This window comes from Spirosoma horti, from assembly GCF_054776595.1.
Map to the genome: position 1 here is coordinate 17,827 of NZ_BAAHBQ010000015.1, position 18,108 is coordinate 35,934.

The 18,108-nt window shown below is 51.7% G+C and carries 9 protein-coding genes; 2 read left to right on the forward strand and 7 right to left on the reverse strand.

Features of this window, described 5'->3' with window-relative positions:
• Positions 1–266: 266 nt before the first annotated feature.
• From ACYVAM_RS30780 to ACYVAM_RS30810, 7 genes are all read right to left on the reverse strand, one after another.
• On the reverse strand, positions 267–569 hold the full coding sequence (locus ACYVAM_RS30780) for a DUF1330 domain-containing protein (RefSeq protein WP_461073994.1): 303 nt from the start codon (positions 567–569) through the stop codon (positions 267–269).
• A gap of 259 nt (positions 570–828) precedes the next feature.
• A complete protein-coding gene (locus ACYVAM_RS30785) occupies positions 829–1,566 on the reverse strand; it encodes an SDR family oxidoreductase (protein ID WP_461073995.1) in 738 nt (245 codons plus the stop codon).
• A gap of 66 nt (positions 1,567–1,632) precedes the next feature.
• The gene (locus tag ACYVAM_RS30790) at positions 1,633–2,526 is read right to left on the reverse strand and encodes a helix-turn-helix transcriptional regulator (protein WP_461073996.1); all 894 of its coding nucleotides are present in this window, start codon (positions 2,524–2,526) and stop codon (positions 1,633–1,635) included.
• A gap of 169 nt (positions 2,527–2,695) precedes the next feature.
• Positions 2,696–3,343 carry a carbonic anhydrase gene (locus tag ACYVAM_RS30795; RefSeq protein ID WP_461073997.1) on the reverse strand — a complete coding sequence of 216 codons (648 nt, stop codon included), beginning with the start codon at positions 3,341–3,343 and terminating at the stop codon, positions 2,696–2,698.
• 133 nt (positions 3,344–3,476) lie between these two features.
• Entirely contained in the window at positions 3,477–6,473 is a 2,997-nt protein-coding gene (locus ACYVAM_RS30800) for a WD40/YVTN/BNR-like repeat-containing protein (RefSeq protein ID WP_461073998.1), read from the reverse strand.
• Positions 6,474–6,481: 8 nt separating this feature from the next.
• Positions 6,482–7,540 carry a PepSY-associated TM helix domain-containing protein gene (locus ACYVAM_RS30805; RefSeq protein WP_461073999.1) on the reverse strand — a complete coding sequence of 353 codons (1,059 nt, stop codon included), beginning with the start codon at positions 7,538–7,540 and terminating at the stop codon, positions 6,482–6,484.
• Between the two features lie 50 nt (positions 7,541–7,590).
• Positions 7,591–10,827, reverse strand: coding sequence for a WD40/YVTN/BNR-like repeat-containing protein (locus ACYVAM_RS30810; protein WP_461074000.1), 3,237 nt, complete (start codon positions 10,825–10,827; stop codon positions 7,591–7,593).
• A 379-nt stretch (positions 10,828–11,206) separates the two neighbouring features.
• On the opposite strand from ACYVAM_RS30810, the gene ACYVAM_RS30815 reads away from it, so the two are divergent.
• Positions 11,207–14,260, forward strand: a complete 3,054-nt coding sequence (locus tag ACYVAM_RS30815) for a VPS10 domain-containing protein (RefSeq protein WP_461074001.1) — start codon at positions 11,207–11,209, stop codon at positions 14,258–14,260.
• 33 nt (positions 14,261–14,293) lie between these two features.
• Positions 14,294–17,569 (forward strand): WD40/YVTN/BNR-like repeat-containing protein, encoded by a 3,276-nt coding sequence (locus tag ACYVAM_RS30820; protein ID WP_461074002.1) that lies wholly within the window; start codon positions 14,294–14,296, stop codon positions 17,567–17,569.
• Positions 17,570–18,108 lie beyond the last annotated feature (539 nt).

Below are 18,108 nucleotides of genomic sequence, written 5' to 3' on the forward strand. Positions count from 1 at the left end.
TGTAAATCACAGACTGATCATGAACTGTTCCAAGCGCCTATCCACTCGTTCGCAGTTCAGGCAACCCGCCAAACTGTCAGGAAACCCTTACCTGATAGCCTATTTATCCAGCCATTATGGAACCGATAGGAAATAGATCCGACGATAACAGTTAAAATGGCAGAAACTAGCCGTGCTCCGTTCAATGTGGTTCCAAGTGATGGCAAAGCAGGCGTTGTTCTACCGGTTGATCCGATGGTCTGTTAACCCGGCGTACTACTTTCCGGCTAAAGCTTCACTCCCTGAATCAGCATAGACGTTTTAACCGACTGCTCTTTCAGGTGCAAAAACTGTTTACGGCTTTCATCATGGCTGAAAGCCTGGAAATCCTGCTCGGAGTCAAACTCAACAAGGTGTATTTCGTAAGGCTTTTCAGTAGGCTGTCCAATATAGGAGTCGTCAGCAGGTCGTATTCGGAGCAAAAGTCGCCCGTTATACGTTTCGATTAACGGAATAACAATATCCTCGAATTGATGAAAGATGTCCTCTTGCCCTTCGTTGATGTAAATTAATTGAGTTAAGTAGATCATATTTCTGAGGTGACTTCAATGCATTTCCTGCTTCTTACGCCCGTATAAGCAACGTTAAGTTATCATTTTACTTACCGTTTTCTAACGACGATACGGGCCACCCACGCCCCAGGGTTACGGTGCGTAGAGTGGCCCATGACGTTGATCATGCCCGTTCAGTTCCGGCAACCACACGGAGTTGCTTTATCCGAAATTTGCTGGAAAACGATTTGTATCCGTAATTGAACAGAACGAGGAACCGCAAACGAGTTTCTCCTGACTACCAGGGACTAATGCCCGTTTCTGGCGCATTATCATCACTAAAAAATTGACCTGTTGGACCATCAGGCCCTAACACGGCTGCTTTTACTACTCTGGCAGCGGCATCGGGCACGGTTCCAGGTCCGGAATGATGATTGAAATCTGTGGCCGTATAACCTGGGTCAACGGCATTTACCTTAAATGAGGTATCGCGCAGGTCATGGGCCAGCACAATGGTATAGGCATTGAGAGCCGCTTTTGACGCCACATAACTAGCGGGCTTAACCGCATAATATTTCCAGGTAGGATCAGTATGCAGGGTAAGTGAACCCAGACCTGAGGTAACGTTAACGATTCGTGGTTCAGGCGACTGCCTCAGCAGGTCAATAAACGCTTTTGTTACGTCGATGACGCCAAAAAAATTCGTTTCGAATACCTGACGGAATCCACTGGCATCCGCTTCCAGCGACGTCTGCCCCATGGCCCCGTGGATACCGGCATTATTGATCAGCACGTCCAGTGTCTGGGTTTTCTGGCCGAGCACTTCGCGGGCCGCTTTTATCGACTCAACGTTATCGACATCAATTTCGATAGCCTCTACCTGGGTTAAGCCTTCTGCTTGTAGCTGGCTAACCGCCTGCTGACCTTTCTGTTTATCCCGGCTACCCAGGTAAACAAAGTACCCCTGCTGTAATAATTGCCGGGCGGTTTCAAAGCCAATACTTTTGTTTGCTCCTGTTATCAGTACTGTTTTCATGTTTCATTTGTTTATGAAGCAAAACTACGGCTACCCCGGTTAGCAGTTGAAACACATTTGGCGGTATTACTGGTACATTTCACGGATGAGGGTCCGATACTCCGCGGGGGTTACGTCGGTTTCGCGCTTAAAGAAGCGGTTGAAGTAGGAAGCATCCGAAAAACCGAGATCAAAAGCGATTTCCTTCAGCGAATGTTGGGTATGAAACAGCAGCCGCCGGGCTTCCAGCACCAAGCGCTCATGAATGTGTGTAATAGCCGGTTTGCCACTTTGGGCTTTTACCACCTCACTCAAATACCCGGCCGACACATTGATTAAGGAAGCATATTCACTCACCTGGTGCAGCTCGCGGTAGTGTTCGTCGATCTGAGCCTGGTATTTTTTCAGCAGAAGCTTATCTGACGAAAATGGGCTGCCCACAAACTGCTCCGTATAAAGTCGACTTAAATACGTGAGCAGTACCGTCAGGTAAGCGGTTAGCATGCGTTGCTGCCATTCATTGGGGTGCCGATACTCATTGTTGATCTTTACCAGCACATCCTCCACAAAATGCACGTCAGCCTCCGAAAGCCGCAACTCATGGCCACTCTGCGGATTTTGGATAAGCGGCAACTTGCTCAATGAAGCATTTTCCTGAAATGACAGAAACTCCTTTGTAAAGGCAATGCCCGTACTCCATAACTGATTGAATCCTTCTTTTACAATGATTTGATTGGGGCCTGTAAAATAAACGCTGTTGTCTTGAATGGTATAGGGCGCCATGTCTATCCATTGACGGGTACCGCCCGCCCGCCGGATAAAAACAAGCAGGTAGTGATCCTTCCGGTGCGGCACGAGAAGATCCGACTGATTGGGTAGATTACCGTCAAAATTGTATACCCGGAACTCCTTATTAGCCGCTATGTCGTCGGGCTCTAACGAATAAACCGGTACTTGTTGAGGATAGTGAAGTGTATGCATTCCCTAGAACTGTGTTTTTCATGGCGATAAACGCCTGTTGAGCAGGGCCCGGATGGCCATAGGCTGAGTTTTAGGGGGTCAATAAGCTGAAGCAGGCTCGGGTGGAGAGATGGTCCGAGCCTGCTTTCCTAACAGGAGCTACAATTGAGAAAAGCACCCCAATGATAGCCTAAAGGGTAACTTTAGCAGCATTGAACCGATAAATTTCCAGATTTGGCCCCAGATCGTCGAGCGACACGTTCATGTCCTTAAGTTGTCCGTTAGCCAGATCGTAGACCCAACCGTGTACTTTAATATCGTGATTTCCAAACAGTCGCTTTTGGACAAACGATAGCTTCATCACGTTCAGACACTGTTCCCGTACGTTCAGTTCAACCAGCCGCCGATGTCTGGCTTCGGGGTCGCGGAGGGCGTCAAGCTCATCACGATGGATGCGGTATACGTCCTGTATATTACGCAGCCAGGTATTCATATAGCCAAAATCATCGTGGGTAGTAGCGGCTTTAATGCCGCCACAGCCGTAATGTCCGCAGACAATAACGTGCTTAACCATCAGACTTTCAACGGCATACTGCAATACGGCCAGCGAACTAACGTCATTATTTGGTACCAGATTAGCGATATTACGATGAATGAAAACGTCTCCTGGCTTGATCCCCATAAAGGCATCGGGCGATACCCGGCTATCCGAACACCCAATGTACAGAAAATCGGGCGTTTGGTTTTTGGCCATTTCCGAGAAATAAGTGGGATCTAGTTGCAACTGCTTCTGTACCCATTCTTTATTATGACTGAAAACCTGGTCGTATAAACTCATATTTTTTGCTTTTGGTCAAAAATAATAGGCGCCAAAGAACTTTCCTCATGGCCTTGTCAGTAAACGATTAAAAAATGACTTCCAGTCTATCCGTACGCTAGGAATTGAATTGGACAGATCGTATGACGCCCAACTATTTCCCTGCCTTCCAGTCGGCCCACTGCTGCGCTACTTTTTTTAGTGTTACCTGCGCTTCGCTGGCAGCGGCTATGAGCTGCGTTGTCGGGGCACTATCCGCGTCCTGCAGGATTGAAAAGATCGAACTAAATGTTCTATCCAACTTATTCAGGCTAATTAGAAGATTAGTAAACGCCTTATTCTGTTCGTTAGTTGTCGTGCGGCTCGTTAGCGTCTGCGCTTCGGCTAACCAGCCCATCACCTGTTTGCGCTTTTCGTAAGCCATTACCGACAGATCGTGCTGTTGCTTTAGCATCGGCGCTGGTGTTTTTACTCGTGGGTCCATCACAACACTGAGCGGCTGCGTGTAAGTTTTCCCATTGACCGTTAGCTTAACCGTGTAGGTTCCGGGCATGACCCAGGGCGAGGTAGGCTCCGGAGCAGTTTGCCCAAAGGTGGCCGCAATGGGATACGAGGGCGGAATGGGTAATGGCGTATAATGCATGTTCCACATGAACCGGTGCGCCCCGGCACTGGTTGACAGAATCTGTTGAGGGCGAATCCAGTAGGCGGGCAAATTCACATCTGGCACCGTATAGGCTTTATCATCGCTACGAAATTGATGCACTAATTTTCCGGCTGCATCCGTAATCGTCAGGGTGACGACAGACTTGGCCGTTTCGTTCAGATAATAGTCGATAACAGCCCCGTCGGGTGGATTTTGCCCGGCGGGTTCTTCCTGTGGCAAAGGCGTATCGGGGTTCATGTTCCACCGAACGCGGTAAGCCCGCTGCGGTTTATACAGGATCGTCTCCGTTTTTGCCAGTTCGGGGGTTAGCTGGCGAAGGGCGGTCATGTTATCCAGAATCCAGAACGACCGTCCATGCGTGCCGACGACCAGGTCGTCGTCTTTAATGACTAAATCCCGAATGGAGGTGGCAGGCATATTGAGCCGCAGCGATTGCCAGTGCGCTCCATCATCGAACGAGACATACACGGCCGTTTCCGATCCGGCAAATAACAGTCCTTTCCTCAACGGGTCTTCGCGCACCACATTAATGGGATCGTCGGGTAATCCCGTGACAATTTCCTGCCAGGTTTTGCCCCCGTCGTGCGTTCGGTAAATATGCGGCCGCAGATCATCGCACCGGATGCGATTTACGGCCGCATAAGCCGTATTGACATCGAAATGACCGGCATCCATCAGCGAAACCTTGCTCCAGGAACCGACGCCCGGCGGAGTAACATTTTTCCAGGTTTTACCCCCGTCGCGGGTCACCTGAATCAGGCCATCGTCAGTACCGGCCCAGATGGTGTTGATGTCTTTATAGGATGGCGCAATGGTATAAATAACCCCACGGGCGGGCATAGTTTTCATGGCGTCGGTACGGTAGACCCCCACGCTCTGGGGAATGTCGGGATACGCGGTTCGTGTCAGATCGGGACTGATCACCTGCCAGGAATGGCCGCCATCGCGGGTTTTGAAAAGCACATTCCCGGCAAAATAGAGCGTTTTGGGATCAATCGGGGAGAACAACACCGGAGCCGTTCGCACGAACCGGTACTTGCCAGTACGAACGGCTTCGGGGGCGATGTTCTGTACCTGCCCGGTTCGTTTGTCGTAGCGGGTAATTTTACCGCCATAAATGATATTGGGGTCGAGCGGGTCCGCAGCTGCGTAGCCATACTCTTCGACACCAATCGGATGCCACTCCCGAAAGGTGATTTCGCCATCGTTGCTCCGGCTGCTAATCCCGACGGAACCACTCTCCTGCTGACCACCCAATACCGTATACGGAAAACTGGTATCAGTACTGACATGGTAAAACTGGGCCGTTGGCTGGTTATACCACGAACTGAACGTTTGTCCACCATTAACCGTGACAATAGCGCCCTGATCGCCCGCCAGCAGCAACACATCCGGATTGTTCGGATTGATCCAAAGCCGGTGATAATCGTCGCCACCCGGTGCGCCCCGAAAGTCGTTCCAGGTTTTACCACCATCGATTGACTTCCAGGCAGCTACATCAGCGATGAAAACAATATCGGGATTGGTCGGGTGCGTTTTCACTTCCGCGAAGTCACTCCCCCGGCCCCAGAGCCGTTCATCGCCACTGACACGCGTCCAGGATAGGCCGGCATTGTCGGAGCGGTATACCCCACCCCGTTCGGTGGCATCCACCGTAGCGTATAACCGATTTGGGGCACTGGGGGCAATGCAAAACCCAATCCGACCCAGTCCCTGCTCAATGGTAGGCAGGCCATTCGTCAGTTTTTGCCAGGTAGCACCGCCATCCGTCGATTTATACAGACCGCTTTCGGGGCCCTGCCACTGGCCATTTTCCCAGGGACCCTGACGGGCCGCCCAGAGATCGGCATACACGACATTTGGGTTTTGCGGGTCGATGGTCACCTGCACAGCACCCGTATTTTCATCTTTGTACAATACCCGGTCCCAGGTCTTGCCACCATCCAGCGTGCGGTATACACCCCGCTCCGTATTGGGGCCGTATGGATGCCCCAGCACAGCGGCAAATACCCGGTTTTCGTTCGTTGGATCGATGCAGATACCGCCAATCTGCTGCCCATCCCTGAGCCCGAGAAATGACCAGGTTTTGCCCGCATCCGTCGATTTATACATCCCGTTACCTACGGATAAATCGGGGCGCTGCAGTCCCTCACCGCTGGCCACGTAGATGACGTTGGGGTTTGACGGTGCAACGGCCACATCACCAATGGAACCCGTTGGCTGATCATCGAAAATAGGATTCCAGGTGCGCCCGTAATCCGTCGTTTTCCAGACCCCGCCGTTATTTACGCCAATATAAAAGACGTTGGGCTGTTGCGGCACCCCCACCGCACCCACCGTTCGACCACCCCGATGCGGCCCAATCATTCGCCACTTCATGGCATTGAATAAGGTGGGTGAAAACGGTTGCGCCTGAAGGGTAGTGAACGCCAGGACGAGGACACACAGCAGCAAGAGCCGCTTTACGGAGGAATGGAAATCCATGGGATTGGCTACTTCTTTAAAAACCAGAGAAACAAGCCCGTTAGGGTCACAACAGCGGTCGATAAGGCCAGGAGTATATAGATTATCTGAGAGATCCAGCCGCCGTAATGGCCAAAATGAAGCTCCTCAAAAATGTGTTCGGCAATGTATTCCAGGTCCGCATCGCGAGCGTCGAATCCACGTATGTAGTGCCCGTTGCGGGCATCGACCGTGGCGGCCACATTGTATTCACCAAGCAGTCGAATGCTCCCCGGCCTGTTGCCACGAATGACCAGGGTACTATCCCCCGATTTAGGGAAGTCGATAAGCTGCGGGTGAAAATCAGTAATCGAAGCCCTGGCAGCGGCAATAGAAGCATCGACCGGAATGCTGGTAAGTGAAATCGGAGCAATGTGCGTTAGCTCAATTTTTTTTCCCTCTCCAAACGCCCGCTCGATCTGTTCCCAGTGGAAGAAAATACCCGTGGTACTCATCATCAGCATAAAAAGCAAGGAAACGACGCCCAGCCACTTATGAATGTCGGCGTACACAATGCGGGGTGATTTATTCCACCGCACTCCGATTTTAAAGACACTCAGTAATGAGCGCCGGTAATACCAGGTCCCGGTTAACACCGAAAGCAGTAAAAAAATACCCGCCAAACCCATTATATAGCCCCCAATGGGTTTCACCAACAGGTTTTCGTGCAGTTCCCGGGTTCGCCTGACCAGCGTCGCATCCGCCCGCCGGGCGCCAAGGATAGCACCTGTGTATGGATTCATGGCCACCCATGTCCGTATGCCCTTATCGGACAGATCAACGCGGACCGCTTCGTTTGTTGTACTGTCCCACAAGCTAAGGCTCCTGATGGTAGCCTCAGGATACTGGCGGTTTATCGAAGCCAGCAGTTGGCTCACGGACTGGAGCTGACCCGTCGATTCGATATGCGTTTGAGTCGGGGTCAACAAGTTATCAACCTGAGGGCCAACAACCAGAATCGAGCCCGTAACGGTCAATATCAGGATAAACAGGCCACCCACCAGACCCGAAATTCGGTGCAGGCTATAAACGATTTTATCAGAGAACATAGCGTATGATTAAAGCCGATCAGGTTCTGAGGACCTGATCGGCTTAGGGATTAATTGATAATGATTGCTGGAATCTGCTGTTCCGTTACCACCCGATTAAAGGTTGGAATTTGTGTATTGACAATCTCTTTAAGTTTGGAAATTGCCGTATCGATTTGCCTGGACAAGTCGTCATAGGCGGCATACGACGATTTCGTTGGCTTGCTGTCGGCCGAAGACACAGCCGAAGCGACCCCGGCAATTTTATCATTCAGGCGAATCGGGTAAGCCAGCGCATCCTGCGGTGCTTTCGACTTTGGCTGCATCAGCGTCGATTCGATCTTGTCCAATTCCTCCAGAATGGGCTTGGCGGCATTTTTGAACTTCTCGGCAGCCTTTGGTTCTTTTACGTTGTTGGTGTAGCCATTGATTTGCGTTCGGATCTGACGAAGCTGGTTGATTGCTTTATGCGTTTCGGATAGTTTACCATTGATCTTCTGTAGCAAATCAAACTGCTCCTGATAGTCGGCCGCGGTGATGGCAAGCCGGGGATCTTTCCGGATTTCGACAGGCTGCTCGGCAATTAGTGAGTCGCCCAGGAGTAGGCGCACTTTGTACATGCCGGGGATCACTTTCGCACCGGTCCCACGGCCCGTCCACATAACGTTTGTTCCCTCAACGGCTGTTGCGTCAGGATAGCGCATGTCCCATACAAAGACATTCATACCCGGCTGGGCGGTCATTTTTCCGGGCTGCGAAGTCATATCATCCTGATAAAACTCGGGCAACACCTTGAACGGCTGCCCTTTTTTATCTTTTAGATTCGAGTACGCGATGATCGTATCCCCTGCTGTTGTCATGTACACCAGCTTTAGCTCCTTTTTCGGTTTGGTTTTCAAGTAATAGCGCGTGATGACGCCGTTAGGGGCATTTTCACCTTCGTCGGTTGCTACTGCCCGGCCCCGGCGTGGATTCCCGGCCCCGCCTTCCATGCGGTAGGCATGACGCGGTTTGTAGAGGTGCATGGCCGGCATTGCCTTGCCTCCCTGTTTCATATCCATCAGTTCATGGAGTGGCGTAATGTCGTCCATGATCCAGAAGGACAGCCCGTGGGTGGCAATCACCAGGTCCTTTTCGCGCTTATGAATCTGCAAATCACGAACGGGTGTAACCGGAAGAGTCAAACTCAGCTTTTCCCAGGAACCACCGTCGTTGAAGGAAACATAAACGCCACGTTCTGTACCCGCATATAACAAGCCTGGTTTGTTCGGATCTTCACGAATAACGTGGCAGTACTCATCCACCGGAATACCGGTAGAAATACTGATCCAGGTTTTGCCATAGTCGGTTGTTTTGAACAGATACGGCTTCCGGTCGCCCGACATATACCGCTTGGCCGCGAGATAGGCTTTCCCGACCGTGTGGTCGGATGGGTGCACGATGCTCATAATGGCCAACTCGGGTAACATGGACGCAGGCGGGGTAATGTTTTGCCAGCTTTTGGCGCCATCGCGGCTGATGTGCATCAGACCATCGTCGGAACCCGCCCAGAATACATTCTTTTCAACGGGTGATTCGGCAAAGGTGAAGATTGTCGGGAAGGTTTCAGCCCCGGTATTATCTTTTGTGATAGGGCCACCGGTATCGCCCTGGGTTTTCGGATCATTGCGGGTTAGATCCGGGCTAATGTCCTGCCACGAATGACCGTAATCGGTACTCCGATGCAGGTATTGTGAGGTGATGTACAGCGTTTTAGGATCGTGCGGAGAAAAAACGATCGGATAGGTCCATTGAAACCGGTATTTCCGGGCCGATGAAGGCGAGCCCATAAAATACTCGGGATACACATTGATAACCTGGTTCTGGTCCGTTTTCTTGTCATAACGGGTGATCAGTCCGTCATAACTGCCGCCATACGTTACGTCGGAATTGTTTGGTTCGGGCGTGATATAACCCGATTCGCCCCCCGACACCGGGTACCAGGCCGATTTGCCAATGGAGTATTCTGTTGTGCGGCTGGCAATGCGAATGGAGGTGTTATCCTGCTGAGCGCCATACAGGTTATACGGAAAATCGTTATCCACGGCCACATGGTAAAACTGCGAGGTGGGGATGTCCACATCGGAGAAGGTAGCCCCGCCGTTGTAGGTTACCTCCGCCCCGCCATCATCGGCAATGATGTAGTTCATTGGATTTTTAGGGTTCCACCAAATGTCATGGGTATCCCCATGATGGACATTGATATTCTGGAAGGTTCTGCCCCCGTCGTATGACTTCATGGCGTTGACATTCAACACGATCAACCCATTTTCGTCCTGTGGGTCAGCCCCCATCATCATATAATACCAGGGCCGCTGCCACAGGTTTTTGTCTTCGTTGATGAGTTGCCACGAATCCCCGGCGTCATCGGAGCGGTAGAGGCCCCCTTTGACATTTTCGACCATGGCATACAGCCGGTTCGAGTTAGCGGGCGATACAACAATGCCAATTTTCCCCAACAGCCCTTTCGGCATACCGGGTTTGTTGCTTAGGCTCGTCCAGGTATCGCCCCCGTCCGTCGATTTATACAAGCCACTGCCAGGACCACCACTACTCATCTTATAACTATTGCGGTAGGCCTGCCACATTGACGCATAAATAACAGATGGGTTATTAGGGTCAATTTTTACGGTTGCAGCACCCGTGCTATCATTTTTCGTCAGAATGGCTTTCCAGGTTTTGCCACCGTCGGTAGTCCGGAACACGCCCCGCTCTTTGTTGGGGGCAAATGGATTGCCCAAAGCCGCCACATAAACGATATCGGAATTTTGCGGATGAACCTCAACATTGCCAATGGCATCGGCCATTTTCAGGCCCATATGCTTCCAGGTTTTACCCGCATCCGTCGATTTATAGACGCCATCGCCGTTCGCGATGTTGCTCCGGATATCGGATTCTCCCATGCCAACGTAGACCACGTTGGGGTCCGACGGAGCGACTGCCACCGCACCAACGGAACTGGATTTAAAGGTTGTGTCCGAGACCATTGCCCAGTTTCCCCCACCATCGATCGTTTTCCAGACCCCTCCGCCGGTAGCTCCGAAATAATAGGTCAGCGGTTGGCTGGGATGCCCGGAAACGCCCAAGGCCCGCCCCGCCCGGAATGGCCCAATGTTGCGCCACCGCAAGGCATTGAACAGACTGTCGGACGCCGACACCGGACTGAGCTTTGTCGTTGGCCTGGCCTTTCGTTGAGCCAGCGCAAGTTCAGGCAGCAGGCATACGATCAACAAAGCAACTATAGAATTAGTAAATCGTCTATTTACCATGAAGTATTCGGTTAGTTTGAGATTACGCAAAATAATGCATGGAAATGCAGAAAAAGGCATTAAATCGTCTGGACAATTATATTTCATAACATTCTATGCAGGCTGACCAGTTGATTTCTACCCAAAGTGCCAAGTGTTTATTTTGTTAAATAATTTTTACGGAAAATAAACTGGCAGTAATTAAGAATCTATTTAAATTAAAGACTGCCTTTTCTTCATACAGCAAAATATATTCTCCTTCGCTTATTGTGAATTAGAATAGGACTTTCCTAAGTTTGTCTGTTCTACGCCCGGGCACCTAAGGCCCATCCAATACGCATGAATAAATTCTCTTTAGCGTGCTAACAAATCACCGTATTGCCATAAATATTCTCTCCTGATGAAGCGTTTTATCTTTTTATGCGTTGCTGTCGCTTGCAGCACCATTGTCAACAATCAACTTTGGGCGCAGTCCGATACGGCGATCAATCCCGTTTTCAAAGGAATGGCTTGGCGAAATATCGGGCCAACACGGGGTGGCCGTTCGTTGGGGTCATCAGGCTCACCCGGTCGTAAACAGGAATATTATTTTGGCGCCGTAGGCGGGGGGCTATGGAAAACGACCGACGGTGGGCAGAGCTGGAACCCCGTTACCGATGGTCAGTTGACCAGCTCGTCGGTGGGTGCGGTTGCCGTAGCGGAGACGAATCCGGATATTGTCTACATCGGGACGGGCGAAACCCAGCTCCGGGGTAACATCATGCAGGGCGATGGCGTCTATAAAACCACGAATGCCGGTAAAACCTGGACGAACATTGGTCTGAAAAATACCCAGGCGATTGCCCGCGTTCGTATTCACCCGACAAACCCGGATATTGTATACGTGGCCGCGCTGGGGCATCCCTATGGCCCGAACGAGGAGCGGGGTATCTTCCGCACCACCGACGGCGGGAAAACCTGGAAAAAGATCCTTTACAAAGGCGACAAGGCCGGTGGAGTCGATATTATCATTGACCGGAAGAACCCAAACGTACTGTATGCCTCCATTTGGCAGGTCTACCGGACGCCCTGGAAAATGTGGGGTGGCGGGGGCGCTTCCGGCCTGTTTAAATCGACAGATGGGGGCGATACCTGGACGGAGCTGACCCGCAAACCGGGTATGCCCAAAGGAACCGTTGGCAAGATTGGCGTAACGGTTTCGCCCGTGGACAACAACCGGGTATGGGCCATTGTCGAAGCCGAAGATGGGGGCGTTTATCGCTCCGACGATGCGGGCATGACCTGGAAGCACGTTAATGATGAACGGAAACTACGGCAACGGGCCTTCTACTACTCGCGCATCTATGCCGATCCGCTCGATAAAAACGGTGTTTATTGCCTCAATGTTGGGTTTTACAAATCATCGGATGGTGGCGTTAAATTCAATAAAACGATTACCGTTCCGCACGGCGACAATCACGACCTCTGGATTGACCCGGCTGATTCGACCCGCATGATCACGTCCAACGATGGCGGTGGGGCCGTATCGGTCAACGGCGGCAAAACCTGGACCGACGAAAACTTCCCGACAGCGCAGTTGTATCACATTACCGCGACCAACGATTTTCCCTACCACATTGCAGGCGCTCAGCAGGACAACACGACCGTGGCCGTGGCCAGCGAAGGCTGGACAAATCAGTTGGTGAAGAATAACAGCATCAAAAAAGGTGAATGGGGCTATGAGGTCGGCGGGGGCGAAAGTGGATACATTGCCCAGGACCCCAAAAACCCCGACATTTTTTACGCTGGTAGCCAGGGGGCGCTCCTGACCCGTTACGACCGGTCGACGGGGCAAACCCGCGATGTGCAGATTTACCCCCGTTTCTTCTCCGGCGAACCCGCCAGCGCCCTCCCCGAACGCTGGCAGTGGACCTACCCCATCGTGTTCTCGCCTAAAGATCCCAACCGGCTATATGCTTGTTCGCAACACGTTTGGGTATCGACGAACGAAGGCCAAAGCTGGGAAAAAATTAGCCCGGATCTGACCTATGCCGACACAACGACCCTCGGCAAAAGCGGAGGTGTGATCACGATGGACATGAACGGCCCCGAAATCTACGCAACCGTTTTTGCTCTGGCTCCCTCCTACCACGACGTCAACACGATCTGGGCCGGTTCTGACGACGGCCTGATTCACATTACCCGCGATCATGGCAAAAGCTGGCAGAAAATCACGCCACCCGATATGCCCAAAAATACCCGCGTCAGCCTTATCGAGGCTTCGCGGCATAAACCCGGGACGGCCTATGTAGCCGCCAAACGCTACCAGATGGATGACCGCGCGCCCTATCTCTGGAAAACGGATGATTATGGCAAAACCTGGAAAAAGATCATTACCGGCCTACACGCTACTGATTTTGCGCACTCGATCCGGGAGGACATCACGCGCCCCGGCCTGCTCTACGCTGGTATGGAACACGGTATCTGGGTGTCGTTCAACGATGGAGACACCTGGCAACCGCTCCAGTTAAAACTACCCGATACGCAGATTTCGGATATCCAGGTTACGGAGAAAGATGTTGTGATCGGTACACATGGCCGGTCGATCTACGTACTGGACGATATTTCGCCCATTCGGGAATTCACACCCGATCTGACCAAGAAACCGGTCCATTTATTCAAGCCGTACTATGCCGTTCGACGCGTGCAGCCCGCCGTTTTTCAATATTATCTGGCCAAACAGGCAGATAGCGTCAAAGTCGACATCTTAGATGCGGCCGGAACGGTCATTCAATCCTTTACGGGCACGAAACCAACAAATCCAAAAACGGGCGGTGATGACGACGACGATGATGAACCCGGCAAACCCAAAGTGAAGCTGCCCACAACGGCGGCCGGGCTGAATCGCTACGAATGGGATCTCCGCTATCCGGGCGCTACCTACTTCAAAGGCATGATCCTGTGGGGAGCACGCCCAACGTCGGGGCCGCTGGCCTTGCCCGGTCAGTATCAGGTACGGCTGACGGTAGGCACCCAATCGTTTACGCAACCCTTCGAAATCAGGCTCGATCCGCGCTTGAAAGGAGTGACGGTTGCCGACGTGCAGGAGCAGTTCAAGATGGCAATGAAACTGCGGGATGAGACCAGCAAAGCCAACGATGCCGTAATTCAGATTCGGACGTTGAAGGAAAAGCTGTCGAAACAACCCGAAAACCCGACCAATCAGAAGTTGAAAGAACAACTTGGCGTCATCGAAGAAAATCTGTACCAGATTCGCAATCAGAGTGGTCAGGACCCCTTGAATTTCCCCATTAAACTCAATAATCGGCTGGCTGCCCTTTGGCGTAGCATCGAAAGTGGCGATTCAAGACCGACCGATGGGTCATACAAAGTGTATGAGGAATTATCGGGCGATCTGACCAAGCAGCTTTCGGACCTGGACAAGCTGATAAAATCCAGCAGGATTGGTATGTAATCCCATGGCTAGCCCACTTCATCAATGTACAGTATGTTCAAACCAATCCACGTCGAACACCCATCAGGCAAGCGCCTGACGTTTCTGGCAAGCTCTATTTATACGACGCTCATTAGCATTGGGTTAGTCGTTCTACTAACTAGCCATCAGGGAACTGCTCAGTCGACACCCGCTCAAGCAGCGCAGGCCCCAAAATCAGTCAACGTCTCGGTCATGAACGCCATGCAATGGCGCCTGATCGGTCCCTTCAGAGGAGGCCGTTCGGTTTGCGTAGCGGGTCATCCTACAGAGCGGCTGGTCTTTTACATGGGAACGACCGGCGGGGGCGTCTGGAAAACGGAAAACGGCGGCATCACCTGGCAGAATATTTCGGATGGCTTTTTCAAAATGGGCTCCGTTGGGGCCATTGCCATCGCGCAGTCGAATCCCAATATCATCTACGTAGGAATGGGTGAACATACCCTGCGGGGCAATCTGTCGCCCGGTGATGGTTTCTATAAATCCATCGATGCGGGCAAGACCTGGACGCACATCGGTTTGACGGATACCCAGCATATTGGCTCGGTTATTATCGATCCGGCCAATCCCGATCTTGTTTATGTGGCGGCCCTTGGTCATGCCTTTGGCCCTAATGAAGACCGGGGCGTATTTCGTACGACCGACGGCGGTAAATCCTGGAAGAAAGTCCTCTACAAAAACCCGAACGTAGGGGCCATTGACCTGACAATCGATCCGGCTCATCCGAAAACCCTTTATGCCTCTACGTTTGAGTTCCGCCGGTTTCCGTGGGGTGTACGGAGTGCCGGACCCGGCGCGGGAATTTTTAAAACCGAAGACGGGGGCGATACCTGGACCGACATCACCCGTAACAAGGGCTTGCCAACGGGCACCAACCGGGGGCGAATCGGGCTGGCATTATCACCGGCAAAACCCAATCGAATCTGGGCCATTATCGAAGCCGAAAATGAACAGACGGGTGTCTATCGAACCGACGATGCGGGCGCTACCTGGCAGGTGGTGAGCCAGTTTGCCGATCTGTTTCAACGCCCCTGGTATTATCATCACCTGAAAGCGGACCCAAAAGACAGCGAAACGCTTTGGGTGCTCAACATCGACATGTGGAAATCCGGCGATGGCGGTAAAACGTACAAAAAAGTGGACCCGCCCCACGGCGATAACCACCAGCTTTGGATTGATCCCAACGATACCAATCGGATGGTGCAGGCGAATGATGGCGGAGGCACCGTGACGTTTGATGGCGGCAAAACGTGGTCGAGCATCTATAATCAGCCAACGGCCCAGATGTACCATGTGATTACGGATAATAAATTTCCATACCGGGCCTATGGTGCCCAGCAGGATAACTCAACGATTTCCGTGCCCAGCCGATCCGACTACGGGGCCATTTATCCCAATGAAAATTACGACGTTGGCGGGGGCGAATCGGGATACATCGCCTTCAACAAGAATGACCCGTCTCTGATTTTTGCGGCCAATCACCACTGGCTCACCCGCCTGAATCTGAAAACGAATCAACTCAAGGATGTGTCGGTCATTCCCGATGATATGTATGGCTACGGCTCTGCCGATCTGGCGTACCGGTTTCAGTGGACCTATCCCGTGATGGTATCGCCCCATAACCCGAAGGTTTTGTATGCTACGTCGCAGTACGTCCACCGGTCAATGGATCAGGGCATGAGCTGGCAGGTGATCAGCCCTAATTTATCCCGCTCTGATCCGGCAACCCTCGAAAAAACGCCTACCCTGGATGACCAGTCGATTGGGAAAGACTGGGGGCCGATCAAACGCGACAACACCGGCGTAGAATGGTATGGAACCATTTTCGCCCTGGCTGAATCGCCCGTAAAAGCGGGCGTCCTGTGGTCAGGATCGGACGATGGTTATGTGCAGGTGTCGGTCGACAATGGCAAAACCTGGAAAAATGTTACGCCCAAGGATATGCCCGCCTTTGCCCGAATCAGCATCATCGACCCGTCTCCGCACAATCCGGCCACGGCCTATGTAGCGGCCTTAAAATACAAGCAGGATGACTTCCATCCTTACGTCTATAAAACCAGCGACTATGGCAAAACCTGGACGAAAATTACGCAGGGGTTTCCCGACAATGACTTTGTCCGGGTCGTGCGGGAAGATCCCAAACGGAAGGGCCTGCTGTATGCCGGTACAGAACGAGGCATGTATGTTTCCTTTACCGACGGTGCTCTCTGGCAGCCGCTTCAGTTGAATTTACCCGTGGTGCCCATTCATGACCTGGCCATCCAGGATAACGATCTGGTAGCGGCTACACATGGCCGCTCGTTCTGGATTCTGGACGACCTGACTGTTTTGCACCAACTGACCGACGACGTACAGCAATCGGCCGTTCACCTGTTTAAACCCCGGCCAACCGTCCGGTTCAAAGCGGGACTCGATCCGGCCATAAAACCGGTTCCAAATGGCGCGGGCGACTTGGGCAAAAACCCACCGAACGGCGTCAAAGTGGTTTACTACCTGCCGGAGAAGCCCAAAAGTCCGATCTCACTGGATTTTTTCGACGCTCGCGGTTTATTGATCAAGTCATATAAAAGCAGCGCAATTACCCCTGCATCTCCCAAATCTGTTTCGGCGACGACGCCAAAAGATTCAGCGGGTTTAGCCGAAATGCGTCAGCCCAAACCGCCAGCCCGGAAAGAAATCATGCTGCCCGCCGAAGCGGGAGGCAATGCGTTTGTGTGGGAAGACATGCGTTACCCAGACCCTATTACGCTGCCAAATTCGGTTACCCACGGCCGCGCCAGGGGCCCGCTGGCCATGCCCGGCACGTATAAAGCCCAGCTCACGGTTGATGGAAAAACGTATTCGCAGACCTTCGAGATCATTAAAGATCCACGAATTGAAACGACACCGGAGGAGTTCAAACAGCAATTCGATCTGCTCATCAAGATTCGGGAGCGGTTGAATGAATTACGGAAAGGCGTGCTGACCATTCGGCAGATGCGCCAGCAGTTGGACAGCACCGGACGCTCCGCCGACGATCAGTCAATCAAGGAATTGAAAGATAAACTGCTTCGCATTGAAGACGCGCTGTACCAGTTTCGGGCGAAAGCCAATCAGGATTTGACCAACCATCCTGTGCGGCTGAACACTAAATTTACGGCGTTAAGTGGTTTTGTCGAGTCCGATGATTCGAAACCGACGAAGCAGCAGAATGACCAGTATAATAGCTTGTCGAAAAGTCTGGCCGAGCAGTTAAAAGCACTGGAAAACCTCAAACCGGCAGTCAAAAGTAAGATCGGGCCAACCGGTTAAGGTCAAACTGGCGTTACCAGGCCACCTACAGACACATTGACGGGGAAAAATGGCCTGTGAGCCGGTAGACGACACAGGAGAATTGAGTTTGCTTAGCTTACTGCTTTTGCGGCTGTTTATTAACTCCGCCCCTGAACGGTGTCACTCTTTAATCCGTTTTTTTTCCCTTATATAATACTGTTTACTTCTTTACTTTTATTCAGTGCAACTACACGCCTTGTTTAACAAAACCAACGCCTGTAAGCTGTTAACCGCCAAGTTATAGCCCAGAACCTGACGGATGACCCAACAGTCAAAAGCGCCATTGTAACCTATACCAATTTCTTAACTATACGGCATAATTGCCGTTAAATCAAAAGGTTATACCAAAGTTTGATTGTAAACTAAAACCAACCACTTTCGGTACGTCAATAAGAAATTGACATTCTCTCCAATAACCGTTGTGCGCTTTTCGTGAAAACAACTGGCTTACGGATAAAGCCAGCTTTTTAGTTAAGTAGGCTATTGATGTGTTAACAAACGATGGTCTCCTGACCAGG

Coding starts and splice junctions, on each gene's coding strand:
- ACYVAM_RS30780 (WP_461073994.1), bottom strand. CDS start 569: ATGATCTACTTAACTCAATTAATTTACATCAACGAAGGGCAAGAGGAC.
- ACYVAM_RS30785 (WP_461073995.1), bottom strand. CDS start 1,566: ATGAAAACAGTACTGATAACAGGAGCAAACAAAAGTATTGGCTTTGAA.
- ACYVAM_RS30790 (WP_461073996.1), bottom strand. CDS start 2,526: ATGCATACACTTCACTATCCTCAACAAGTACCGGTTTATTCGTTAGAG.
- ACYVAM_RS30795 (WP_461073997.1), bottom strand. CDS start 3,343: ATGAGTTTATACGACCAGGTTTTCAGTCATAATAAAGAATGGGTACAG.
- ACYVAM_RS30800 (WP_461073998.1), bottom strand. CDS start 6,473: ATGGATTTCCATTCCTCCGTAAAGCGGCTCTTGCTGCTGTGTGTCCTC.
- ACYVAM_RS30805 (WP_461073999.1), bottom strand. CDS start 7,540: ATGTTCTCTGATAAAATCGTTTATAGCCTGCACCGAATTTCGGGTCTG.
- ACYVAM_RS30810 (WP_461074000.1), bottom strand. CDS start 10,827: ATGGTAAATAGACGATTTACTAATTCTATAGTTGCTTTGTTGATCGTA.
- ACYVAM_RS30815 (WP_461074001.1), top strand. CDS start 11,207: ATGAAGCGTTTTATCTTTTTATGCGTTGCTGTCGCTTGCAGCACCATT.
- ACYVAM_RS30820 (WP_461074002.1), top strand. CDS start 14,294: ATGTTCAAACCAATCCACGTCGAACACCCATCAGGCAAGCGCCTGACG.